The sequence below is a fragment of the Collimonas arenae genome (genome assembly GCF_001584165.1).
In the GTDB taxonomy this organism is placed as follows: Bacteria; Pseudomonadota; Gammaproteobacteria; order Burkholderiales; family Burkholderiaceae_D; genus Collimonas; species Collimonas arenae.
The window spans coordinates 1,112,343-1,135,776 of the sequence record NZ_CP013233.1 but is presented as its reverse complement, the minus strand read 5'-3'; the positions used below and the strand labels follow the sequence as shown (position 1 = coordinate 1,135,776).

Here is a 23,434-nt window from a genome sequence, read left to right as displayed (position 1 = left end):
ATATAAGACATAAGACATCGTTTTGTATTATGCACTAGTATTTTACTAGACGCTATGTTTTTGCGACACTACGGGTATATGCCTCTGATCCTATTCAATAAGCCCTTCCAAGTCATGTGCCAGTTCTCGGCACATCCCAGCCGCGAAACACTGGCTGACTACATCAACATCCCCAATATCTATCCAGCGGGACGCCTAGATGCCGATAGCGAGGGATTACTACTGCTGACCGATGACGGCCAGCTACAACACAATATTAGTCACCCGGCGCTGAAACAGCCAAAGACATATTTGAGCCAGGTCGAAGGCATTCCCGATCAGGCGATGCTGACGCGCTTGCGCAATGGGGTCGATCTTGGCGATTTCGTGACGATGCCGTGCCGGGTAAGCCAGGTCGAAGCACCGGATTGGTTGTGGCCGCGCGATCCACCGATTCGTGAGCGCCACGACAAGCCGACCAGCTGGTTGACGCTGACGCTCACCGAAGGGAAAAACCGCCAGGTACGACGCATGACTGCCGCCGTCGGATTACCCACGCTGCGCTTGGTCAGGCTAGCAATAGGTCAAGTGTCGTTGCAAAGTCATCCGCTGTGGCCCGGTGAATCGATGGAAATCGATCCTTCCGATTTGAACACTCCGGTGAAATAGCGGATAACCCTATTCAACCCACATCTACATATGCAGACATTGACGCAGATGCGATAGATGTCTGCACACACGGCAGATACATTTAGAAACATATAAATGATTTTTTTGGAGAACAGTGTCAACCATCTGTTTTCGAGCGTCGTTAATCGTAGTGATTCAAGTGAATCATGAATTGATTAACTCGCTAACTGAATGGAATACAAAATGACTAAACTGATCGCTGCCCTGGTTGCCGGCCTGTTCGCTACTTCCGTTTTCGCTGCTGACGCAGCTCCTGCTGCACCAGCAGCTCCTGCTGCTGCCGCTGCTGAAGCGTCGGCACCTGCAGCCAAGAAGACTACACACAAAGTCAAGAAAGCAAAGAAAGCAGCCAAGGCTGCAAAAGCTGAAGCTCCAGCAGCTGAAGCCGCTCCTGCTGCCAAGTAATTCCAGCATCAGCTTCAAGAGAAAGGCAGGCGCGTCCTGCCTTTTTTTTACGTCCTGAAACAATATTCTCCCGCGCCAAAGACTCCCTCCCGATTTTGCTCTCTGTATAATCGCCATACCCCAAAGGAGCCTTGAAATAACATGAGAAAAAATCGCCTGATTCCGTTCGCCGCAATCATTTCAGCATCCCTCGCTGCCTGCGCTTTTGCATCGTTGCCGGCAGCAGCGCAGGAATATCAAACACTTCCGACCGCGCCACTCAATATCGGTATCCATGTCATCAAGGCAGAAGTCGCGCGCAGCGAAGCAGAGCGCGAGCAAGGCCTGATGTTCCGCAAAAAAATGGGGGCCAACGAAGGTATGGTGTTCGTATTCGATGCGCCGGCGGGCATCTGCATGTGGATGAAGAACACATTGATCCCGCTGTCGGTCGCTTTCATCGACAAAAAGGGCGTGATCCTGAATGTTGAGGAAATGAAGGCGCAGACGCTCGATTCACATTGCGCCGCAGGCGCCGCATCTTACGCATTGGAGATGAACAAGGGTTGGTTCAAGGAAAAGAACATCAAGCCAGGCACCGTCATTGACGGCTTGCCACAATAACAAATATCGATATCGACCGGCAAAGGATACAGGCCACTGGATTGCCATCGCCACTCTCGCAACGCGAGGCCGGCGAAGACAAGTGCTTCATTTGAATGGCTTGCGGATCAGGCAGTTTGAGCGCCATCCACTTTGAAGACTAAAAGCCAAGCCAAACAGAAAAACCCTGCATGACATGCGCCATGCAGGGTTTTTCTTAATCCAACAACAAGCTAGCAATGCTAGGCGACCAGGGCCGCCCGACAAATACTATTAAGCTGCCAGCGCTTTCAGAGCTGCGTTCAGACGGCTCTTATGGCGTGCTGCCTTGTTCTTGTGGATGATTTTCTTGTCAGCGATACGGTCGATAACCGATACGGAGTTCTGCAGAACCACGGCTGCTGCAGCCTTGTCGCCACCAGTGATTGCCTTGCGAGCAGCTTTGATTGCTGTGCGCAGAGTCGAACGCTGGCTGGAGTTGTGCAGGTTTTGCTGAACTGCTTGACGAGCACGCTTACGTGCTTGTGCGGTATTTGCCATTTATATTTCCTAAAACGAGGTCGGGAATGCTTACGCGGCATAAACAAACCAGACCGCGACGCAGAATTCTGTAAAGCCACGGATTATAACCGTCTTTTGAAAAACAGGCAAACTGCTCTTGCTTTCGTAGCAATTCTGTCGCAAGAATGCACATTTGCAGACATGACGGGCAGCAACTGTCGCATTCTCGCAACCTTTTACGACGCCCTCAAGGCCTCCCGCTACGGGAAGACGCCTGAAACATTACTGTGATACTAAGCAAATTCCACGAAGCTGCGGCTGCTCTGCGGCTACCGCTATAATGCCGCTCCATGAACTTGCATAAAACGCTTGCCACCGTGTCTGGCATGACCATGTTGTCGCGTGTGACGGGACTGATTCGCGAAATCCTGTATGCGCGTGCATTCGGCGCCGACGGCTATACAGATGCATTTGCCATCGCCTTCCGTATTCCAAATCTGCTGCGCCGGCTGTTCGCCGAGGGTGCCTTCTCGCAAGCCTTCGTGCCGATCCTGGGCGAATACAAGAACCAGAAAGGCGATCTGGTGACCAAAGATCTGGTCGACCATGTCGCTACCGTCCTGACCTGGGCCATGGTCCTGACCTGCATCATCGGCATCCTGGCCACCCCAGTTTTCGTCTATTTCATTGCCTCGGGCTTGAAAGGCAATCAACAGGTATTCGATGCCTCGGTATTCATGACGCGAATCATGTTTCCGTATATCGGCTTCATGTCCTTTGTCGCGTTGGCGGGCGGCATTCTCAATACGTGGCGCGAATTCAAGATTCCCGCTTTCACGTCTGTGCTGCTCAACTTGGCATTTATTGTCGCCTCTCTATTTGTTGCCCCGTATCTGGAACACCCGATCTACGCGATGGCGTTTGCGGTGCTGGTCGGCGGCGTGCTGCAAGTGGCACTTCAAATCCCGGCGCTGATCAAGATCGGCATGCTGCCGCGGATTGCCTTCAATCCGATGACCGGCTTGCGCGATGCCGGCGTCCAGCGGGTCCTGAAAAAAATGGGGCCGGCGGTATTTGCAGTGTCAGCTGCCCAGCTCAGCCTGCTGATCAACACCAACATCGCTTCACGCCTGGGCAACGGCAGCGTCTCGCTGCTGACCTATGGCGATCGCCTGATGGAGTTTCCGACCGCCCTGCTGGGCGTGGCGCTGGGCACCATCCTGCTGCCCAGCCTGACCAAGGCCAACGCCGACAACGACCGCCATGAATATTCGTCGCTGCTGGACTGGGCCTGCGCCTGACATTCTTGCTGGCGCTGCCGTCCGCCATTGGCCTGGCGACATTATCGGTTCCGCTGACAGCAACCTTGTTCCAACACGGAAAATTCGACGCCGCCTCGGTCGCCGTTACCAGCCAGGTGTTGATCGCCTATGGTGTCGGCCTGATCGGACTGATCGTGGTCAAGATTCTGGCCCCCGGCTTTTATGCCAAACAGGACATCCGGACTCCGGTCAAGATCGCCATCGGCGTGCTGATCGCAACCCAGGCGATGAATTACATCTTCGTGCCAATCTTCGCTGTGGCAGGATTGGCGTTGTCGATCAGTATCGGCGCCTGCCTGAATGCAGGCTTCTTGCTGTGGAGCCTGATGCGGCGCGGCATCTACAAACCAGAAAAGGGCTGGATTCAATATCTGATCCGCCTGTTCACTGCACTGCTGTTGATGGCGGCAGTTGCATTGTGGAGCGCAAATCAGTTCGACTGGGTCGGCCCGCATACCAATTCACTGGTACGGGTTGGCGCGCTGCTGGCCGTCCTGGCGGTTTGCGGTGTCACCTACTTCGGTGCCTTATTGGCAATGGGTTTTCGCTTCCGCGACTTCAAGCGTATTGCACGTTGAGCAAGCGGCAAGAGAATGTTGCAAATAAGTCGGCGTCGTTGACTTAAGTGAAATTTAAGGTCTGTAAATCGCGGCGGGAAATTAATTTGCTAGGATAGAGTCATGACGATCACATCTCTAGATTACTTTACCTCGCTGGTGCAGCAAGCCAACGATGTACCCTTGTTTGAGGCGGCGCTGGCGATTGCGCAGGATGCCTATCCCAAGCTGGATTTCGACGCGCCGCAAAACGAGCTTGACCGTCTGGCGAATACTTTGCGGCAACGCCTGCCATCGGATGCGTCGGCGATCCAGAAGCTGCGCTTGTTGAACCACTTCTTCTTCCAGGAACTGGGATTTGCGATCAACGTCAATCATTACTATGACGTCGATAACAGTTACCTACACCGCGTAATTGCCAAGCGGCGCGGCATCCCGATTTCGCTGGCGTTGGTGTATATGGAACTGGCGCAGCAGATCGGCCTGCCGGTCAAGGGGGTGTCATTCCCGGGCCATTTCCTGATGAAGCTGACGATCCCGTCGGGCGACATCATGATCGACCCTGCCAATGGCGCCAGCCTGTCCCGCGAGGAACTCGAAGAACGGCTCGAACCTTATCTGCCGACCGGTAGCGATGCGGAACGCGCAGCCAGCCGCATTTCTCTGATCACCTATCTGCAGGCGGCACATCCGCACGACATCCTGGTCCGCATGCTACGCAACCTGAAAGCAATCTTTCAGCAAAATAAACAATGGCAGCGGCTGTTGGAAGTACAGCAGCGACTGCTGATCTTATTGCCTGGCGACGCCGTCGAACGGCGCGACCGCGGGCAAGCCTACTCCCAGCTGGATTGTCCGCAAGCAGCGTTGGAAGATCTGGAAAATTATCTGGCGCAACGGCCGCTGGCGGCGGATGCCGAGCAACTGCAGCAGCAAGCCGCCGAATTGCGCGAGGCGTGCCGGCGGCTGAATTGATGAGTGTTTGTCAGCGTGGCGACCACTCGCCACGTAGCAGCGAGAATTGCAGCAAGTCGTGATATTCGCCTCGCCAGTATCCTGCCTGACGCAAGCGCCCCTCCTCTACAAATCCCAGACGTCGCGCCAATTTGAGTGAAGCATGATTGTCCGGATGGATTTGTGCTTCAATCCGGTTCAATTCCATGTGCGCGAAGCCCCATGACAGAGCGGCGCTTACTGCTTCCAACATCACGCCCTGCTTTTGCGCTTGTGCCGCCAGTTCATAACCGAGCATAGATTTGCGCCAGTTGCGGTCCCAGCGAAACAACCCACATGTGCCTAGCAGCCGCGGCTGTCCCCTGATCTGGATGCCCCAGCGCACACCAGGATTTTCTTGCAGGCGCCATCCGGCAAAGGCCTTGATCAAACCATGCGCAGCAGCGATATCCTTGAGCGGGTCGGTACCGAACCAGCGCATCAGCTCGGGATCGCCATGAATAGCAAACAGATCATTGGCATCCGTCGCGACGATTTCGCGCAATAACAACCGATCGGTCTGGATCGATGGAAATTCTGTTGGATTGGTCGTCATCATGCAAACTCCAGGAAATCTGTGCGAACGATAAGCATCATAAAAAAGGCGCCAACACTGGCGCCCTTCTTCCCTGATCGCCAGCGATGCCGGCTGCCGACCTGGATCAACCTTTGCTGCGTGCCTCGATCACTTCCCACTTCTCCAGGCTTTCCAACAGCAAGCCATCGATTTCCGCGAAACGGTCATTCAAACGCTTCACTTCTTCCGGCTTTTTCTTGTACAGGTCCGGATCTTCCAACTGGCTGGAAATTTCCTTCTGCTCCGCTTCCAGCTTGGCAATCAACACCGGCAACTCTTCGAGTTCGCGCTGCTCTTTGTAGCTCAATTTCTTCTGCTTCGGCGCGGCCGCTGGCGCAGGTTCCGCCTTTACTTCGACCTTGGCTTCGCTCTTGGCCTTGGCAATCAATGCTGCCTGGCTCGGGCGCACACGTTCCCAGTCGGTATAGCCGCCGACATATTCGCGCCACATGCCATCACCTTCGGCGGCAATCACTTGCGTCACGACATTGTCGAGGAAGGTACGGTCATGGCTAACCAGGAACACTGTGCCTTCGTAGTCTTCCAATAGTTCTTCCAACAGTTCGAGCGTATCGATGTCGAGGTCGTTGGTCGGCTCATCCAGCACCAGCACGTTGGCCGGCTTGGCGAACAGGCGCGCCAGCAGCAGGCGGTTACGCTCACCACCCGATAGCGACTTGACCGGCGAACGCGCGCGTTCCGGCGCAAACAGGAAGTCGTTCAGATAAGTCATCACATGCTTGCGCTGGCCATTGATTTCGACCCAGTCGCTGCCCGGGGCAATGGTGTCGGCCAGGCTGGCGTCTTCGTTCAGTTGTGCGCGCATCTGATCGAAATACGCGATCTGCAATTTGGTGCCCTGCTTGACAGTGCCGCTGTCAGGCTGGTCGACGCCAAGAATCAGTTTCAACAGCGTGGTCTTGCCGGCGCCGTTCTGGCCGATCAAGCCGACCTTGTCGCCGCGCATGATGGTGGCGGTAAAATCGCGCACGATGACTCTGTCGCCATAGGCCTTGTTGACGTTGGTCAGCTCGGCCACGATCTTGCCGGAGCGTTCGCCGGACGATACGTCCAGCTTGACCTGACCCTGCTGGTCGCGACGTGCACTGCGCGCCAGACGCAGCGCTTCCAGCCGGCGCACGCGTCCTTCGTCGCGGGTGCGACGCGCTTGCACGCCTTTGCGGATCCAGATCTCTTCCTGCGCCAGGAATTTGTCGAACTTGGCGTTTTCGATTTCTTCGATCTCCAGCTGCTCGGCCTTGCGCACCTGATACGCCGTGAAGTTGCCAGGGAAAGACAGCAGACGGCCGCGATCGAGTTCAATGATGCGGGTAGCGACATTGTCGAGAAAGCTGCGATCATGGGTGATGAACAGCACGCTTCCCTTGTAGTCGCGCAGCAGGCCTTCGAGCCACATGATCGAGCTGAAATCCAGATGGTTGGTCGGCTCATCGAGCAGCAGCACATCCGGCGTACTGACCAGCGCGCAAGCCAGTGCCACCCGCTTTTGCATACCACCGGAGAGCTGGCCCATCAGCAGGTCTTTATTCAGGTTCAGGCGATCCAGCGTGGTCTCGACCTTGTTGGTCAGGCTCCAGGCATCGGCAGCATCGAGCTTGCTCTGGATCTCATGCATACGCTCCATGATGGCGTCATCGTTATCACCGCCGAACTGCCCGGTCAGCGCGTCATATTCGTTCAGCAATGCCTGCATCTCGCCCATGCCCGAGGCCACGGCGTCGAATACCGACATCGACTCATCAAAATGCGGCTCCTGGTCGACATACGCGATCTTGATACCTTGCTGCATGACCATCAGGCCATCATCCAGCTTGGAGACGCCTGCAATGGTTTTGAGCAGTGAAGATTTGCCGGTGCCGTTACGACCGATCAGGCCGACTCGCTCTCCCGTTTCCAGGGAGAATTCCGCGCGGTCCAGCAACGCGACGTGACCGAATGCGAGTTGCGCATTGGTGATAGAAATGACTGCCATAATTTGGATGAGACCAGAAAAAGAAAGATCTGCGGTAGCGTCGTGTCCGCATTCGGCGGCACACGACGCTGGCAACGCGCAGTCAATATAGGATGAATGAACCGCATATTGTACCTTACCTGTACTACGCAAAATTCCCGCTTATCTACACTAATTTGCATCTCCGCCATATGCACGTAGCCGGCCGTCGATAAGACCAGTGGCGTCGGATACGGAATATTCTGCAGCGACGCCAGTCACCGCTTATACAAAAATCCACTCTCCCGAACCGCCGCCAAAATAAGTTGCCACAACGAAATTTCCGTCTTATATTATTTCCACTTGGAAACTATAGAGATCAGGGGGTTAAACAGCATTTTCCGTATGGATTTCAATTGTACTGAGTTAGAAAAATATTGTTCTAAAGACAAACACAAGAGATGCGGCAACGCCTCTCTTGTCATTCAGTTTGATTAACCAGGGAGAAAGTCATGGAACCATTGTTAGGACAGTTGTTAACACCAAAATACGATGCTGCCTTAGTTCTGTTGTCTTATTTGATTTCTTTCTGGGGCGCGCTGCTAGCCCTGCAATGTGCCAAATCGATGTTCCGCAAAGATGGCAGCCTTGACTGGGGAATGACCATCTGCGCAGCAGCGTCTCTGGGTGGGATTGGCATCTGGTCGATGCACTTCCTTGCCATGCAGGCGTATCGTTTATCTGTCCCGATTTCGTATGATGCCGTGCTGACCGGAGCATCCCTGATCGCAGCCATTGCGATTTCCGGTATTGCGCTATACCTGGCAGGCGGGCACGGCAAATTCAAGGCATCCGGTTGGTTGGCCGGCAGTCTGCTGGCGGGCCTCGGCGCCTGCGTGATGCACTACATGGGCATGTATGCAATGAATCTGCGTGCCACCATGTCCTTGAATCCTGCCACCGTCTTCATTTCTGCAGTGATCGCAATAGTCGCCGCTGCCGCCGCATTGTGGCTGGCCTTCAACTTGACGCAACTGTTGCATCGTGTCGCCGCCGCCCTGGTAATGGCACTGGCGGTTTCCAGCATGCATTATGTCGGCATGTACTCTGCCAATATGATCTGCACTGCCGACGCGCCATTGATCCCACTGAAAATCGGCGGCAATTATCTCGATGTCTCGGTGTACGCCGTAGCTGGCATGCTATCGCTGTGCATTTTTTGGGTGGTCTTGGGACGCAGCATGGACGAGAACAAGCTTGCCGACAGCTTGCGATAAGCAGGATTGGCGGTTCGCTGCAGGATGACTATTGCGTCAGCCTGCAGCTGGCAGGATTCGCCGCACACTGCGGTTAAAAATCAAAACGCCTGCTCAAACCGACCGTCATCAGGTCAGCATCGTTTTTGTTCGTGAAAGTGACCGCCCGGCCAAAGCTGCCGAAGACCTTCCAGTTTTTACCGAGGTTGCGGTCAAGCTGGATCGTGAACAAACCGTTCAACGTCGTGCTGTCGGACTGGCGCTTGTTGGTCGCCAGATAAGGCCCGGCGCCGGCGCTAAGCGACCAGTTCTCGGTGATCGGCTGTACGTACCAGCCTTGTGCGGCAATCCCCCGGCGATTCACGCGCACGCCGTCATCTCCTTCCTCAATCCCCGACACTGATGCCGCCCATTGTCCAAAATAAGTCTTTGCATCCAATGCATAGCTGAATCGTTTCCCCGGCCCGGATTGATTAGTCTGGGCGAAGCCGCCCGACGCTGACAGCCACACCGGTAAGCGTTCCGTCAAATCAGGTGCGCTTGCCTGCCCGCCACCGAACTCCTTGCCTATCCCAACCAGTAAGGCATCCGATGATGGCGCGCCGGGCACCACCGCGTGGTTATAGCCGATGCGGATGCTCAAACCTGGCGAATACTGATCGAGGCGGGCCAGCAACGCCACCGACAACAGCGCGCCCATGCGTCCGTCATCCAGTTCAGTGCCATTGATGGTGGACCGGTTCATGCTGAAATACGGGCCACCGCCTAGTTCCAGATCAAGATGCGGCTGCAGCTTCTTGCGGAAGACCATTTGCAGCGCGTAACCATCGCGGTGGTTGTTATCTGGGTGGCCCTCGTTGTAATAGACCACGTCAAGCCGGGTTGTATCACCCTGAGACAGATAGCCGCTCGATCGCAGCCCGAACAAGTCAACATCCTGCCCGAAGCGAATCTCTGCAGCACGCCAGCGCATCGGCTTTTGTCCGGTCGTGCCCAGACCGTAGATGATGCCGTTGCCAAGTGATGCAGCGGCATAGCCGTTGAATCCGTCGATGCCCGTCGCTGGGGATACGTCTGCAGCCTGGCACAGAACATGCGCAAGACCAAACAATGCACAAGCTAGGACTACGCTTCGGACTTTTATTGTTTTCATAGCGATTCCCATATCAGCAGCATATATGCAATTACGTTTTGATATGAAAAACGATCGAATAGTTCATGTTTGATTTATCCTATTAAAAATATTCTCCAATAGCATCATGATTCATTTCACAACACCTGCCGTCTTTGTGCAGCAATACCCATGAAAAAAAGGAGAACACAATGAAGTTTCGCTTTACACGTCCCGCATTGATCTCAAGCCTGAGTCTCGGCGTTCTCCTTGGCGCCGCCGCCCCTGCAGCACTGGCCGAACCATATCAACCGGTCTATGAAAAGGCCGAGCAATCCAAGGATGATGCATTGAAGTTGCTGGAGCGCCTGGTCAACATCGACTCCGGCACCGCCGATGAACAAGGCCTGCAGCAAGTCGGCGCGATCGTGATCGAGGAATTGAAAAAGCTCGGGGCGCAAGTCGAAACCTATCCGGCCACACCCGCCGTCGGCAACAACATTGTTGCAACATTGCGTGGCAGCGGACAGGTCAAGATTTTGCTGATGGCGCACATGGATACGGTATTCAAGGCTGGCGCAGCCAAAGCCAGGCCGTTCTACATTAAGGACAAGCGGGCTTACGGGCCCGGCGTGATGGATGACAAGGGCGGCGTCGTCGCCGGCCTGTATGCGCTGAAAATCCTGCAGCAGTTGCATTTTACCGATTACGGGCAGATCACTTTCTTGCTCAACACCAATGAGGAGACCGGCTCAGCCGGCTCGCGCACACTGATCGAGAAAATTGCCAAACAACATGACGTCACCTTGAATCTGGAGCCCGGTCGTCCGGCCGACGGCTTGGTAATTTGGCGCAAAGGCAGCGGTACGGCCGAAGTCGATGTCATCGGCAAAGCCGCCCATGCGGGCGTGGCGCCGGAAAGCGGACGCAATGCGGCAATGGAAGTGGCGCATCAAGTCTTGCAATTAGGGCAGTTGGGCAACCCTAACAAGCACACTACCGTCAACTTCACGGTGATCAATGCCGGCGGTTCCAAGAACGTGATTCCAGATCACGCTACGGCCTTCGCCGATGTGCGGGTCGCGGTGCCGGAGGAATTCGATCGGGTAGAACAAGACCTGGCCAAGATTGCGCAGAAAAAACTGATTCCCGATACGCAAGTCAGCACCAAACTGACCCGCGGCTTCCCGCCGATGCCGAAGAATCCGCAATCGGACGCACTGGCAGCCAAGGCACAAGCTATCTATGCAGAATTGGGACGCACACTGACGCTGGAAGGCAGCGGCGGCGCAGCGGATGCAAGTCTCTCCGCCGGTGTCGGCACACCGACGTTGGACGGCTTCGGCATTGTCGGCGGTGGCATTCACACACCGGAAGAGTACGCCGAAGTCGACAGTGTTGTACCGCGATTTTATTTGCTGACTCGGATGCTGATGGACTTGAGCAGCCGCAAATAGCAATCAGCCGGGCGACGCCATGTCGCCAGCATTGCATTACTCGACTTCACCCGCTGCTCCGGTTCTGATTTTTTCAAAAAGACAAAATCGGAACCGGCATCTCAAGCAAAAAACTTCCTCGCAAGCCTCATCCTGCATACCGCACAACCACCGGCGAGCCGCATGTAGCAACGAACTCGCGGCAGCTGCCGAATCCCTGAAATATTATCTTGTTCGCCCTTTCCCTATTTCCGGAAGCGCCGCGGCGGCAGAAACAACTGATTACATAAGTAACGTATTTCGACCTATTTATCTGAGTTTTCAATGCTAATTTAGAGCTTGAAAAAAATGTGATTTACCCTGCTCAGCGAATGTAACTCAACGTTTCTAATTCTCCGAACAGATTCGCCAGCGAAGCAAGCGTGTATCAAATCACGCAGCATCAAGAAACCATTTTGCGTAACTTAATGTGACGCAAACGGAGTCCGGATACATTGATCGCATCGCTCCGGTACTCTTAACCAAGCACCCGAAATATGAAAATTGCCGTTCTTGACGACCACCTTGGACAAACTGATTCCGTTTGCAGAACACTGGTATCAGGTGGACATGTTTGCCACCCATTTCAAAATGGGAATGACATATTGAGCCAGTTGCATCGCGAGAGCTACGATATGCTGGTATTGGCCTGGCAGAGCCAGGACATCAGCGGCCCCAAGCTGGTCCACTGGGTACGCGACAGACTGCCGAAAAATCTTCCCATCCTGTTCATCAGCAGCCGCTTCGACGAAGATAAAATCGTCGAAAGCCTGATGATGGGCATAGACGATTACATGATCAAACCGATCCGGCGCAGCGAACTGATTGCGCGAGTGCAGGTCCTGTTACGACGCGCCTATCCGGCAAAAAACTCCAATGAGCAGATCGCATTTGGCGATTATGTATTCGAAACCGAGGCCCATCGCCTGACGCGCGCCGGCAAAGAAATCGAGACCACGCAAAAGGAGTTCGATTTGGCGCTACTGTTTTTCCGCAATCTCGGACGACCTCTTTCTCGAGCCTGCATTCTCGAGGCTGTATGGCCGCGCAATTTCAAAATTTCCTCTCGCAGCATGGACACGCATGTCGCCAAAGTTCGAAGCAAGTTGCAACTGCGCCCAGAAAATGGCTATCAGATCACGCCGATCTACAATTTTGGTTATCGGCTGGAACAGTTGTTCCGAGGCGATGCTGAAGCATGAGCACGACAGACAATTTCCGTCATTTGTAACAGCCTATAGCTTTTATATCGCGCCATTCTCCGCTCATTTTCTCGCATCAAAACGCCTTGCCATTTTCTACTTTGCGACTGAGCGGAGCTGATTCAAACCTGTAACCGATCCAATGCCATTTCGCTTGCGTCTTGGCATAAATCCGTGCGCATATTTCGTTTTGTATCGCACTACCCATTAAAAAAAACCACACTAAAAATTTTCATTCAATTTTTCTAAAACAGGAAAATATATGACCCGCCGTTTGACCGTTACCGTCATGCCTGCCCATATCCACGATTATTTTTAACGCTCGCTCAGCCGCAGAACAACAAGGTTTGCGACCGACGCATCGAATCTTTTTTCTCCATATCACGAATAAATACAACGTATTTAACAAAGTCAGTAACGTTTCACCCAGACATGGCGACACAGCAGACAAAAGACCATACATTTAATGCGATAGCCTCTAATGTTCACCTATCCGACACGCTGTACGGATCCTTAAGACAGTTTTTCAAATAAAGGACGTCAAATGAAGAAATCACTCATCGCACTGGCCGTACTCGGCGCAATCGCAGGTGCTGCACAAGCTCAAAGTTCGGTCACCATCTACGGCATCGTTGACACCGGTGTTGTTTATAGCAATCCAGTGTTGAACACCACGACCGGCAACACCGGCAGCAAATTCAGCGTCAACTCCGGCATCATCCAAGGTTCGCGCCTGGGTTTCAAGGGCGTTGAAGATCTGGGCGGCGGTCTGAAGGCGCTGTTCCAGTTGGAAGCCGGTTTCTCGAACGACACCGGCGCACTGCAAGGCGACAAGGGTTCCACAACTCTGTTCCGTCGTAAATCGGTGGTTGGTCTGGGCGGCAACTTCGGTTCCGTTCTGCTGGGTCGTCAAACTGACATCCTGGACGACGTTAGCCAATGGACTTCGGTTCAAGACTTCGGCGGCGTGACTGGTGCAGTTGGCCATAACCTGGACCGTTTGGAAGGTACACGTACCAACAATTCGATCCGTTACAACACACCAGACGTATCGGGCTTCACAGCTAGCGCAATCTACGGCTTCGGCGAAACAGCTGGCCAAACATCGAGCGGTCAATCATTCGGTCTCGGCGGTCAGTACGCAAACGGCCCACTGGGTCTGTTCGCTGCTTACTACCAATCGAAACTGGGTACTACACCTAGCGACGTTTCCCTGACCAACAGCGCTCCAGCATTCGTCGGCAACCCAGGCGATACGGCTTTGAAGACATTCTCGTTGGGCGCTAGCTACCAAGCTGGTCCAGCACGTCTGTACGGCAACTGGTCGCGCGTCAAGCAGCCATTGGCTGCCGATTCCGGCTACATCCAAGGCGTCTCCACTTCGATCACACCGGGCAATTTCATCATTGGCGGCCTGAACAACACCAAGACCGATATCTTCGAACTGGGCGTGAACTACGCCGTTACAGCACCTCTGCACCTGTTGGCCAGCGTTCAGTATGACAAGCTGACATTTGCAGATGCCGGCGCGCCAAAGGGTCGCCTGACCCAATTTAACCTGGGTACGGATTACTTCCTGTCGAAGCGCACTGATCTGTATGCATTCGTTTCGAACCTGCGCGCTAACGACACCATCAATCCTGGTGTCTATGGCGACAGTACCGGAGCGACCAACGACAGCCAGACTTCGATTGCAGTTGGTATCCGTCACAAGTTCTAACTTTCACGCATCCCGATCTTCCGCGGTGTCACACGGAAGATAGGAACTCGTCAGAAACACGAAAAGCGCGCATGGCCTGCCATGTGCGCTTTTTTACATGCGTATGGTCGCGGCCAATTAACGGAAATTAGAGAGAATGGATTTGGTCCCGTGAACAGAATAGGCCGATTTTTTGAAGTCGCTACCGGTCTTGATTTTCTTGCTGACCGGTTGCGACACGCGCGCTTCAATCTGTACAACAGATTAACGAGTTCGGTTCACCCGCGATGTCAGCCGATAACGTCTGCCAAGGCCTGGAACAACCTTGGCGGATCCTCGGCAATGCGATGGCAAACATACAGAAACCATTCGCTTCCGTACACAATGTATTGACGCGTCGGTAAACCCAGCTCTCGCATGCGGGCAGACTGTTCGGGACCCAGGCCTAAAAGGGTCTCGAACTCAAAGTGCTTTGTCGACAAGTCTTGTGATTGAATGAAGGCATGCGCCCATTCAAGTTGTTGGCTGTCATGCGTACCAATCGAGCACTCATGCTCGCTTGCCAGTAGCGTTTGCGTGTATTCACGGAATGCGGTGGTCAAGCCGTCGCTCACCCGAGGATGGGCCAGCGACTCAGGCTCGTCATAGGCACCTTTGACCAAACGGATTTTTCCGGGGCGCTGGAGCACACTTTGAATGTCAGCTGCGGTACGCAACAGGCGCGCTTGCAAGGTAATGCCCACATTATCGAATTCCCGGCACAGCTCAGCATGTGCGGCAAGAATTGCATCCGTGCGCTCCGATCCTTCCATGCTGATAATGACTTCGCGCCCAATCGCGCGCGCGGCCAAGGCAATTTTTGCGGCGTTCGCAATGCCTAGGGCAGGATCAACGGCAAGGCCGATATGAGAAAGATCGAGTGAGATGGTGCAGTTCAAGTCATGGGCTTGTATTGCTGTGTTCAATTCCAAAAACTTTTCCGTCTCGGCCACTGCCTTGGCTTCATTTCGCGTGCTCTCCCCCATATAGTCCGCAGTGGCGGCGTGGCCAAGTGCATTAACGTTCTGTATCGTCTGAATGCATTGCGCTAAGGTGCTGCCGCCAATGTATCGGTCGGCCGCGCGTTTGAGAATTCCAAATAGCACTGGATCGTTTTCTATTTGCGCTTTGAGTCCCTCGTCGCGTGCGATCTTTCTTAGCGCATCTGCCGCTAGCAGCGGTAATTTTTCAGACGTTGACTGCGCACCAAAAACGCTTGTCTGCGTAACCATTGATTTATTTCCTCGTTTTTTACTTGCACCACTAGGATCAGAGACTGTTCTGTCGACACATTCGACGTTGCATATTGAGTCTTTGCTCTAGGGCTCAAAGACATTCTAATGAAAACTATTATCGCATTACCATTGACGGCCCGCCAATTACGGCCTCATGCACGCGAACACGAGGGACATCGGCACGATAGGCCGCAAGCTCCTTCACGCGGCAACCATCAGACTTGTAAGTCATGGACGTGCGAAAAAAATGGCGGATGCTCGTGGGAGCATCCGCCGTTTCATTTTGGATCCATAGAATTTTTCTCAACAGCCAATCAGCAGACTCCTGTCTCAGGCGCCGAATGGGTCGCAGTCATGTGTCGAAGACATCTTCATGTCAGACCTGCGCCATGCCCCATCGACGGCGAGATCCACGCCGGTGATATATGAACTTTCATCGGAAGCAAGGAACACGACGACGGCAGCGATTTCCTCAGGCTTGCCTCTGCGGCCCAGCGGAACTTGCGAGGCGAACTGAGCTGCGGCCTGTTCTGCCTGTTCATCTGTGAGCCCCGCCTTCTCCAAAGCCTGAGTTTCGATTGGTCCAGGACTCATCGAATTCACACGAATCTTGCGATCCTCTATAAGCAATGGGCAGCCGCCTTCAATTTAGATTAATACATCCTGTCAAACGTCTGTGACCGGCCATGATCAGTCTTTCACACGGCCCCAATCGCCTGAATGCCGCGTGCGCGCGACAAAACGTGGCACGGGCTGTTGGTCTCTGCGATTCTCTAACGGGCCCGTTGATCAACCTATATTGCACACTCGCTCAACGTCTCGGCAATGGCCATCCTACGTCGAACTGGTTCAACACGCTGCCTTTTTGGCATTATTGCTCGACCGATTTGGCAGGATGGCGCTAGTGACAATGTCGACGAGATGATCGGCCCGTGGCGCGAATGACGGTAGGTCGACAAGCCAGCCGAGCGCCGCCATCAGGCCGAACAGGTCGTCCCCATTCATATCGGTGCGCGCCGTTCCCTCGGCCTGGGCACGGAGCAGTAGTCGCGCGCTCGCTGAGTGCACCGCTGCGCATGAAGCATAAAGAGCGGAGTCCGGGTTCGTGTGGGCGGCCGCCATCAGGGCGACGACGCCCCTATAGCTTTGCGCGAATGCCATCCATTCACGAAACCAAGACACGAGCGCTTCGGCAGGTGAATTCGACGTTTCAAGTTCGCCTGCCTTCTGCGTCAGTTCGTCTAGATTCGTACACAACAAGGCTTCAAACAAGGCTTCTCGCGTCGGGAAATGACGTAGCAGCGTGGCCAACCCAACCTCAGCCCGGCGGGCGATATCTCGCATGGAGGCGTCGACACCGTGCTGGGCGACAACGTCGTGCGCGACTGCAAGTAGATGGTTGTAATTTTTTTTGGCGTCGGCTCGCATGAGTGCTCCTTGACAAACGGTTCACTGATCCATATAATCGGATCACTGGTTCAGATACTGCGAATCAGGATCTGGATCTCTGATCCAAATGATACAGCGCCTTTGTACCGATGGGAACAGCGGCGCTGCCTTACAGCGCAAACGAAAGGTGAAAGTCGTGAATAAATTAGAAGGTAAGTTGCAGTTATCACCGGTGGGAGCAGCGGGATTGGCTTGGCCACAGCCAAGCGCTTCGTGGAAGAAGGTGCGCACGTCGTGATTACTGGGCGACGAGAGAAAGAGTTGAAGGAGGCCGCCGCCGCCATCAAGAGAAACGTTACGACGGTCGTGGGCGACGTGTCGCGCCTGGAAGACCTGGACCGGCTGTATGCCGTCGTGAAAGAAAAACATGGTCACATCGACGTTCTCTTCGCGAACGCAGGCGCAGGGACAATCGCACCGCTCGCGTTAGCTACTGAGGCCCATTTTGACCAGACCTTCGACGTGAACGTGAAGGGAATGTTCTTTACGGTACAGAAGGCCCTTCCCCTCTTCAAAGACGGCGGTTCCATTATCCTGAACTCTTCGGTCTCCAACGTCCTCGGGCTTCCAGGATTCACTGCTTACGCCGCGAGTAAGGCGGCAGTGCGCAACTTCGCGCGCGGCTGGACGATGGAACTAAAGGATCGCAAGATTCGTGTGAATTCGATGAGTCCCGGAGCAATCGACACACCGGCCTTGGCGACGACGACGGGCCTTACCGCTGAACAGGCCGAGCAGGCAGTCGCACAGTTCACCACGCAGATCCCAATGGGCCGCAGAGGCATGCCCGAGGAAATCGCGGCAGCGGTCGCGTTCCTCGCCTCCGATGAAAGTTCTTACATCACCGGCGTGGATCTCGCCGTCGATGGGGCATGGCGCAGGTCTGACCCCGTTGTGCTCCGCGGCTGGCCCACAAGCCCCGCCAGTCGTGGGACCACGTTTCGCACACTTTAGTTTGAACATAAGGTCGGAGAAACATTATGGGCTATGCAATTGTAGCAATCGGCAATATCAGCCAGGCTTTTGCTAAGGCGTTTACCTATACTCAACCGTAACGGAGATTCCCGATGTACGAACAATCCAAACTATCTGAGTTGATCCAGTTCGCAAGAGTTGCTGCGGGTTCTACCGTCATCGATGTTTACCCAGGCGACGGCGACTGGACACGTCTCTTCTCCGACATCGTGGGACCCGGAGGACGGGTCTACAGCTTCGTGCCAACCGAAGTCGCCAACTTCAAGAACGATCCGCTAGGCCGCATGCGGACGCTCGCGAAGGAGCCGGGCCGAGAGAACGTCGAAGCCGTCTCCGCGGACCTCGTGGCGATGCCGAAGGCCACGCAACCAGCGGACGTCCTATGGTTGCACCTGTTCTACCACGATCTCCACACCGAACTGATGCAGGCTCGGGGCGCAACGGCGGCCCACTTCAATCGAGCCGTCTACGAGCGGCTGAAGCCTGGTGGATACTACGTCATCGTAGACCACGCTGCCGCCTTCGGGGCGGGCACGAGCGACGCCCAGTCGCTGCATCGGATTGAGCCTGCATCCGTTCGCGAGGAGGTGGAGGCGGCCGGTTTCGTACTGGACGCGGAGAGCATCATGCTCGCGAACAATGGCGATCTGCACTCGATCAAGGCGTTCGATCCGTCGATCAAGGGCAGGACCGATCGCTTCGCCTATCGGTTCGTGAAGCCCTGACAGGTCACGGCGCCGCCCTTGCCTGGTCCGGTTGCGAATTTCACTTCCCGAAAGCGGACATCCGTGACCGTGTCCTTGGGGTCATTTGCTGCCGTCCGCCTGCATTTGCGATCAGCCCAAGCGTTCGCTCAGTTCGGCAGCAGTTTCGTCGTAAGAAATCTGCAATATACGAAGATCACGATATCCGACTATTCTCGCCAACTTCAGGTCATCGCGTTTTTTTGCAAATCGAGTGATCGCTTCATGGCGGAGTCATGAAATGTCAGGCCATCAATTAAGCGTCTAGCCGCCCAAGCTGTCGACTGGGCCTTGGTGACGAACGCACCCGAATCTCGTTGTCCTTGGACGTAAAGCTGAACGCGCTAGACATTCCCATCTTTTTTTTGAATGATGCCATTTCGTAATTCGTTCGTAGAATTTTCGCAAACGGTGCCGGTAAAACGTGGAGAATTACTTTTTTGCGGGCTGGCGGAAAGGGAGATAAACGCCGGAAAGCCTTTACATACGTAGCTTACGGTCAATTAGCCGAGATTGGAAAAAGAGGACTTGGTCCCGCCAACAGGAATCGGACCTGTATCTAGCGCTTAGGAGGCACTCGTTCTATCCATTGAACTATGGCGAGATTGGATAAATTTACATCACTTTCTAACCGACTTCTCCTATGAAGAGCTCATCCTATATAATCCCACTTCACATTAGCAGTGATACAAAGTGATACGGAGAGTGATACATGGCAAGCATAGTAAAAATCGGCACTTCTTGGCGCGCACTGATACGTCGCAAAGGCCACAAAGGATTGTGTAAAACCTTCCAGACCAAAGCACAAGCCGAAGCTTGGGCACGACAACGCGAAGCCGAGATTGACCGCGGCGAAATTGTAGCAGAGCCGGGCATACTACGTATGAATGAAGTGATACAGTCGTACCGCGATCTTCGCGATCACTCCCGCCCCGTAACAGACACGTCAAACGAACATTACATGCTGCGCCGCCTCTCCGAGGGGCTGGGCGATAAGCGCGCGGGAGCACTGTCGAACCAAGATCTGGTCTCATATTGCAAAATGCGCAAAGAAGAAGGGGCTGGCCCATATACGATCAATATGGAAATTAGCAAGCTCGGTACCGTTATGCGCTATACCGGCTCATTCCTAAAAATTGCACTTCCAGACGTTACAGGCCAAGCTCGACCTCTTCTGAATCATTTAGGCTTAATTGGCGGGGGTGGTAAGCGAGAACGTCGACCAACGGAGGATGAGATTGCCGGCCTACTTCAACAACTCAAACAACCATATAGCGACATCGTTCGCTTTGCTATTGCCACGGCTATGCGGCGTGGCGAAATAGTTAAATTGCAATGGTCAGATCTGGATCCCGATAAAAAATTGGCGCTAGTGCGCGATCGGAAAGATCCTCGAAAAAAGCAAGGCAATGATCAGTGGGTGCCGCTGCTGGGTGAGGCGTGGGATATCGTACAAAGCCAATCTCGTGATGACGACAGAATTTTCCCAGTTCATGAACAGACGATGTCGAAGTATTTCAAAGAAGCCTGCGACACCCTCGGCATTCCGGATCTACATTTTCATGATCTGCGGCACGAAGGCACATCGCGCCTATTTGAGGAGGGGTACGAAATACAGCAAGTGTCGCTAGTTACCGGCCATAAGGACTGGCGCCATTTGCGGCGCTACACAAACTTGAAACCTGAAGACCTCCATAGACCAGAAAAGGCAGCAGAAATACTTTCGTAACTCATACTGCCCTTCCCGGCCGTCATTAAACCGCCGACTCGCGACATTCGTCGAGATGTGTAGCAACATCTCGATAGTCTGCCATCGCTTCCCGCCATCAATATAGGTTCTTACAGGACAAGTCCCCGCACTTAATTGGTTATAAAGCGCGCCCTTAGTTATTCCTAGCAATCCTGATAGCTGTTCGATATTCAAACGCAGGCCGAAACGCTCAACGATAAACGCCTGTGTCATTAAACTCATACCTGCCCCTTACTAATATCGTTCTGAAATACCCAGCACTTCATTGCTGTGCTGGCTCTGAGGCTTTCTTTGGCGCGAATCTGGCTATTGACCACGCGCACATCGAGGAACTTGCGCCGGCGACTAGTTTTTAACACTTTCTTGAGATCGCCAATCACAGGAATCTGTTGTCGACGCTCTGCGGCGATCTGTACAAAGTGATTCAAGTTCACCGCAATCAATTGCGGATCGCGAGAATGATTTAAGCGATGCATGTCATTGCTATCCAGATAGTCGAATGCCTCCCAGAATTCCTGCACAAGCACATGGTCGTCGTTAATCACCTGCTGCCGTTCGCCAGCCATGATGATGATCTGTTCCCGTATAGCCTTCTGTTGCTCCGATGTCAGCTTGATCACCAAAGCCAGTGCATCCGTCAAAGCCAGCATCTGCGCATGGGTTTCCACCAGGCGCGGCATCTTGATCTCTGGACGCATTCGCAGTTCTTTCAAATAGACTGCCGTGCGTTCGGCCACGGTCGCCATGATTTCCTTCTCTTTTCTGGTCGCAGCCAGAATGAAGCCGGACACATTCTCGCCAGGCATGAACTTCAGCGCATCGGCAGCCTCACCGGACTCCGGTGTCTGCGTAGTCAAATCGAAATACAGATGAACGATCCGCGACAGAATCGCCTCTGAGGCATTGACCGGGTTGTTCTGCGAAATCACGATCGCGCCGCGAAACGGCGGTTCATAAGTCTCATTGCCGCCGGTATTCATGCCGCGCGCACGCGTGGAACGGCCGTTATATGCTGTCTTCAACTCATCCCAATCAAATGATTTGACGTGACTCTTCTCGCCATCCATGCGCTCGCGATCAGACTCGATCAGTACAACAGGTAAGCCAGAGACCTGCGAGAAGTTCCGCGCACGTGCAGCCAGACTGGATTTACTCGGATCGAAGCCTCATAACCAATGCGACCAAACAGCTTCCACAGGAATTCGATCAAGGTCGACTTGCCGGCACCGGCCTTGCCAACCACTTCCAGGAAGGGATAGGAGCTTTGCGTTGCCGGATCTGCTCAGCGAACAACGCCCCAAACCAGAACGTCAGGGCAACCATTCCCTTCGCACCAAAGGCTTTCCAAAGCAGATCCACCCACTCAGTAGTGTAACCATCCGGATCGCGATTGATTTTGAGGGTCACCGAGCGATTCAACGATTTGACGGAAATGCGCCCCAAGTCGTAAAAATCCTCGCCATTGATGTCATGCAGCGCGCCATTCTTAATCGCGACGTCATCCAGCACATAACAGCCGTATTCTTTGCTGTAGCCAATATAGTCGATGGTTTCGACCCGCTTGATGTGAAACAAGTCACGCTCCATCATGCGATCCAGCATCGCGCTGGTGCCACTGAACATCGCACCAGGAGCAATCCCGAGCAGGCGCTTCTTGAATTCGGCCGAGCTGGAAATCTGGGCACTAGTAAACGTGTTCTTGATCGACGCGCCATCGTGCGGGAAATCTACCCGGAAGTAATACCAGGCTTCATCGGTCAATTCGTTCTTCTGGTAATACAGTGGCGTCGGATTACAATTGGCAATAGGTCGGATGCTATGGCTGGCGAACAGCGCCTTTTCTCGCTTGGCAGCCTCCGACAGGCGACAGTCGGCACCATCCTTATCCGATTGCTCCATGACCTTGTTGTATTCGACCAGATTCAGATCAAACCAGAACAGGCGATTGCGGAAACTAAAGTCAAATTCCAGCTTATTGTCTCTGCCGTACATCAGTAAGGCTTTTTCGCTGGCGCTGCCGGCAATCAGCAAGGCGCCGTGATACAGATAGTTCTCGATATCCTTAGCGGTCAATTTGTCGCGCTGATGTAAATCGTTCCAGTCCAGTTTGACTTTATCGTTCTGCGGGATCTGCGCAGCGGTGCACTCCCACCCTGCCTCACGTGCACGCTCAATGTGTTTGGTCGTAAAGCTGCGGCCGGCGGCATCGCCATCGAGCGCCCACACCAGGCGACAACCCTGGTTGCCACGTGCATCACGCAGATCCTGTAGCGACTGGGCGGGATAATTGTTGCAGCTCATGATCGATACCGCCGCTATCCCATGATGCTCCAGGGCGATGGCATCGAAGATGCCCTCTACAATCCAGAGCTCTTTAACAGCTTGTAGGCTGTGCGACGGATGCGACCAGAATCTACCCTGATAATGGGAACCAAAGCTAAATCTGGCCTTCTTCTTGCCGAAGCGCTGCGGCTTGTCGATCAAACGCTCCCAATAGCCATCGGCGACCGGGAACCGCACGGTGGCGCTTCCAATCTTCAGTTCTGGATCGTAGTAGCTCTCCTGCTTATATAAACCTTGCACCCGTGCCAGAGTAAAACCTCGGCCATGTTGCATATAGGCGTCGGCAGCTGCCAGTGGATTGCTCGTCTCCGGCGTCTGATAGCGCTTACTCCAATCGTCAAACAATTCTGGATAACGCTCTTTGACGTGGCTCTCCCAACCGCAGTTATTCAGGCGGCCACAGCGCAATACCCAGGGATGGTCGGCATGAATGTATAACTCTTTCTTCTGGCACTGTGGACAAGTTCCACTGCGCAGATAGCCCTGTTTTTCCGGCTTGAAATTGAATTCAGCCAGACGGGCATGGATGTCGGCATGTAAGGATGGGTTCATGGCGATCACCCGACGTCGACATTCGCCACGGATGGCGTGAACATGACC

The 23,434-nt window shown here is 54.0% G+C and carries 19 protein-coding genes, 1 tRNA gene and 2 pseudogenes; 12 read left to right on the top strand and 10 right to left on the bottom strand.

The features are described from left to right. Positions 1-78 precede the first annotated feature (78 nt). The 3 genes from CAter10_RS05325 (at position 79) to CAter10_RS05315 (ending at position 1,677) form a co-directional block, all read left to right on the top strand. On the top strand, positions 79-648 hold the full coding sequence (locus CAter10_RS05325) for a pseudouridine synthase (protein ID WP_061532596.1): 570 nt from the start codon (positions 79-81) through the stop codon (positions 646-648). A gap of 204 nt (positions 649-852) precedes the next feature. Beyond that, entirely contained in the window at positions 853-1,074 is a 222-nt protein-coding gene (locus tag CAter10_RS05320) for a hypothetical protein (RefSeq protein WP_061535171.1), read from the top strand. A 141-nt stretch (positions 1,075-1,215) separates the two neighbouring features. Then, a complete protein-coding gene (locus CAter10_RS05315; RefSeq protein ID WP_061532595.1) occupies positions 1,216-1,677 on the top strand; it encodes a DUF192 domain-containing protein in 462 nt (153 codons plus the stop codon). 252 nt (positions 1,678-1,929) lie between these two features. On the opposite strand, the gene rpsT is transcribed toward CAter10_RS05315, so the two are convergent. Next, positions 1,930-2,196, bottom strand: coding sequence for a 30S ribosomal protein S20 (gene rpsT / locus CAter10_RS05310; RefSeq protein WP_061532594.1), 267 nt, complete (start codon positions 2,194-2,196; stop codon positions 1,930-1,932). A 311-nt stretch (positions 2,197-2,507) separates the two neighbouring features. On the opposite strand from rpsT, the pseudogene murJ reads away from it, so the two are divergent. Continuing rightward, a pseudogene (gene murJ, locus CAter10_RS05305) lies at positions 2,508-4,057 on the top strand (murein biosynthesis integral membrane protein MurJ). Positions 4,058-4,159: 102 nt separating this feature from the next. Then, positions 4,160-5,011, top strand: a complete 852-nt coding sequence (locus tag CAter10_RS05300) for a SirB1 family protein (RefSeq protein WP_061532593.1) — start codon at positions 4,160-4,162, stop codon at positions 5,009-5,011. A 10-nt stretch (positions 5,012-5,021) separates the two neighbouring features. Here CAter10_RS05300 and CAter10_RS05295 read toward each other — a convergent pair whose 3' ends face one another. Continuing rightward, entirely contained in the window at positions 5,022-5,585 is a 564-nt protein-coding gene (locus CAter10_RS05295) for a GNAT family N-acetyltransferase (protein WP_061535170.1), read from the bottom strand. A 106-nt stretch (positions 5,586-5,691) separates the two neighbouring features. Then, positions 5,692-7,599 (bottom strand): ATP-binding cassette domain-containing protein, encoded by a 1,908-nt coding sequence (locus CAter10_RS05290; RefSeq protein WP_061532592.1) that lies wholly within the window; start codon positions 7,597-7,599, stop codon positions 5,692-5,694. Positions 7,600-8,069: 470 nt separating this feature from the next. Between CAter10_RS05290 and CAter10_RS05285 the strand changes: the two genes are divergently transcribed. Continuing rightward, a complete protein-coding gene (locus CAter10_RS05285; RefSeq protein WP_061532591.1) occupies positions 8,070-8,834 on the top strand; it encodes an MHYT domain-containing protein in 765 nt (254 codons plus the stop codon). A gap of 73 nt (positions 8,835-8,907) precedes the next feature. Here CAter10_RS05285 and CAter10_RS05280 read toward each other — a convergent pair whose 3' ends face one another. Then, a complete protein-coding gene (locus CAter10_RS05280) occupies positions 8,908-9,978 on the bottom strand; it encodes a hypothetical protein (protein ID WP_128082989.1) in 1,071 nt (356 codons plus the stop codon). A gap of 158 nt (positions 9,979-10,136) precedes the next feature. Between CAter10_RS05280 and CAter10_RS05275 the strand changes: the two genes are divergently transcribed. The 3 genes from CAter10_RS05275 to CAter10_RS05265 all read left to right on the top strand — a co-directional run bounded on the left by CAter10_RS05275 (position 10,137) and on the right by CAter10_RS05265 (position 14,321). Then, positions 10,137-11,381 carry a M20/M25/M40 family metallo-hydrolase gene (locus CAter10_RS05275; protein WP_061532589.1) on the top strand — a complete coding sequence of 415 codons (1,245 nt, stop codon included), beginning with the start codon at positions 10,137-10,139 and terminating at the stop codon, positions 11,379-11,381. A 515-nt stretch (positions 11,382-11,896) separates the two neighbouring features. Continuing rightward, positions 11,897-12,601, top strand: a complete 705-nt coding sequence (locus tag CAter10_RS05270; protein WP_061532588.1) for a response regulator transcription factor — start codon at positions 11,897-11,899, stop codon at positions 12,599-12,601. A 544-nt stretch (positions 12,602-13,145) separates the two neighbouring features. Continuing rightward, complete coding sequence (locus CAter10_RS05265) at positions 13,146-14,321, top strand: porin (protein ID WP_061532587.1); 1,176 nt, start codon at positions 13,146-13,148, stop codon at positions 14,319-14,321. Positions 14,322-14,590: 269 nt separating this feature from the next. Here the strand turns inward: CAter10_RS05265 and CAter10_RS05260 are convergent, their stop codons facing one another. The 3 genes from CAter10_RS05260 to CAter10_RS05250 all read right to left on the bottom strand — a co-directional run bounded on the left by CAter10_RS05260 (position 14,591) and on the right by CAter10_RS05250 (position 17,002). Beyond that, positions 14,591-15,571 carry a proline dehydrogenase family protein gene (locus CAter10_RS05260; protein ID WP_061532586.1) on the bottom strand — a complete coding sequence of 327 codons (981 nt, stop codon included), beginning with the start codon at positions 15,569-15,571 and terminating at the stop codon, positions 14,591-14,593. A 333-nt stretch (positions 15,572-15,904) separates the two neighbouring features. After that, entirely contained in the window at positions 15,905-16,204 is a 300-nt protein-coding gene (locus tag CAter10_RS05255; protein WP_236905500.1) for an SDR family oxidoreductase, read from the bottom strand. A gap of 219 nt (positions 16,205-16,423) precedes the next feature. Beyond that, a complete protein-coding gene (locus tag CAter10_RS05250) occupies positions 16,424-17,002 on the bottom strand; it encodes a TetR/AcrR family transcriptional regulator (RefSeq protein WP_061532585.1) in 579 nt (192 codons plus the stop codon). Positions 17,003-17,159: 157 nt separating this feature from the next. Between CAter10_RS05250 and CAter10_RS05245 the strand changes: the two are divergent. Together CAter10_RS05245 and CAter10_RS05240 are read left to right on the top strand one after the other, a co-directional pair. Beyond that, positions 17,160-17,908: pseudogene (locus tag CAter10_RS05245) on the top strand (SDR family NAD(P)-dependent oxidoreductase); the annotation flags it as partial. Positions 17,909-18,090: 182 nt separating this feature from the next. Continuing rightward, a complete protein-coding gene (locus tag CAter10_RS05240; protein ID WP_061532584.1) occupies positions 18,091-18,723 on the top strand; it encodes a class I SAM-dependent methyltransferase in 633 nt (210 codons plus the stop codon). Positions 18,724-19,270: 547 nt separating this feature from the next. Here the strand turns inward: CAter10_RS05240 and CAter10_RS05235 are convergent. Next, a tRNA-Arg gene (locus CAter10_RS05235) sits at positions 19,271-19,345 on the bottom strand. 108 nt (positions 19,346-19,453) lie between these two features. On the opposite strand from CAter10_RS05235, the gene CAter10_RS05230 reads away from it, so the two are divergent. Next, complete coding sequence (locus CAter10_RS05230) at positions 19,454-20,470, top strand: site-specific integrase (protein ID WP_061532583.1); 1,017 nt, start codon at positions 19,454-19,456, stop codon at positions 20,468-20,470. Between the two features lie 239 nt (positions 20,471-20,709). Here the strand turns inward: CAter10_RS05230 and CAter10_RS23415 are convergent, their stop codons facing one another. Then, on the bottom strand, positions 20,710-21,513 hold the full coding sequence (locus CAter10_RS23415; RefSeq protein ID WP_236905499.1) for a hypothetical protein: 804 nt from the start codon (positions 21,511-21,513) through the stop codon (positions 20,710-20,712). A 184-nt stretch (positions 21,514-21,697) separates the two neighbouring features. Then, positions 21,698-23,386 carry a toprim domain-containing protein gene (locus CAter10_RS23410; RefSeq protein ID WP_236905498.1) on the bottom strand — a complete coding sequence of 563 codons (1,689 nt, stop codon included), beginning with the start codon at positions 23,384-23,386 and terminating at the stop codon, positions 21,698-21,700. Positions 23,387-23,434 lie beyond the last annotated feature (48 nt).

Excerpts from the sequence above, each read along its gene's own strand:
- CAter10_RS05295 (WP_061535170.1), bottom strand. The coding sequence starts at position 5,585 with ATGACGACCAATCCAACAGAATTTCCATCGATCCAGACCGATCGGTTG.
- CAter10_RS05300 (WP_061532593.1), top strand. The coding sequence starts at position 4,160 with ATGACGATCACATCTCTAGATTACTTTACCTCGCTGGTGCAGCAAGCC.
- CAter10_RS05230 (WP_061532583.1), top strand. The coding sequence starts at position 19,454 with ATGGCAAGCATAGTAAAAATCGGCACTTCTTGGCGCGCACTGATACGT.
- CAter10_RS05240 (WP_061532584.1), top strand. The coding sequence starts at position 18,091 with ATGTACGAACAATCCAAACTATCTGAGTTGATCCAGTTCGCAAGAGTT.
- CAter10_RS05290 (WP_061532592.1), bottom strand. The coding sequence starts at position 7,599 with ATGGCAGTCATTTCTATCACCAATGCGCAACTCGCATTCGGTCACGTC.
- CAter10_RS05265 (WP_061532587.1), top strand. The coding sequence starts at position 13,146 with ATGAAGAAATCACTCATCGCACTGGCCGTACTCGGCGCAATCGCAGGT.
- CAter10_RS05260 (WP_061532586.1), bottom strand. The coding sequence starts at position 15,571 with ATGGTTACGCAGACAAGCGTTTTTGGTGCGCAGTCAACGTCTGAAAAA.
- CAter10_RS05320 (WP_061535171.1), top strand. The coding sequence starts at position 853 with ATGACTAAACTGATCGCTGCCCTGGTTGCCGGCCTGTTCGCTACTTCC.
- CAter10_RS05250 (WP_061532585.1), bottom strand. The coding sequence starts at position 17,002 with ATGCGAGCCGACGCCAAAAAAAATTACAACCATCTACTTGCAGTCGCG.
- CAter10_RS05285 (WP_061532591.1), top strand. The coding sequence starts at position 8,070 with ATGGAACCATTGTTAGGACAGTTGTTAACACCAAAATACGATGCTGCC.
- CAter10_RS23410 (WP_236905498.1), bottom strand. The coding sequence starts at position 23,386 with ATGAACCCATCCTTACATGCCGACATCCATGCCCGTCTGGCTGAATTC.
- CAter10_RS05270 (WP_061532588.1), top strand. The coding sequence starts at position 11,897 with ATGAAAATTGCCGTTCTTGACGACCACCTTGGACAAACTGATTCCGTT.
- CAter10_RS05325 (WP_061532596.1), top strand. The coding sequence starts at position 79 with ATGCCTCTGATCCTATTCAATAAGCCCTTCCAAGTCATGTGCCAGTTC.
- CAter10_RS05315 (WP_061532595.1), top strand. The coding sequence starts at position 1,216 with ATGAGAAAAAATCGCCTGATTCCGTTCGCCGCAATCATTTCAGCATCC.
- rpsT (WP_061532594.1), bottom strand. The coding sequence starts at position 2,196 with ATGGCAAATACCGCACAAGCACGTAAGCGTGCTCGTCAAGCAGTTCAG.
- CAter10_RS05280 (WP_128082989.1), bottom strand. The coding sequence starts at position 9,978 with ATGGGAATCGCTATGAAAACAATAAAAGTCCGAAGCGTAGTCCTAGCT.
- CAter10_RS05275 (WP_061532589.1), top strand. The coding sequence starts at position 10,137 with ATGAAGTTTCGCTTTACACGTCCCGCATTGATCTCAAGCCTGAGTCTC.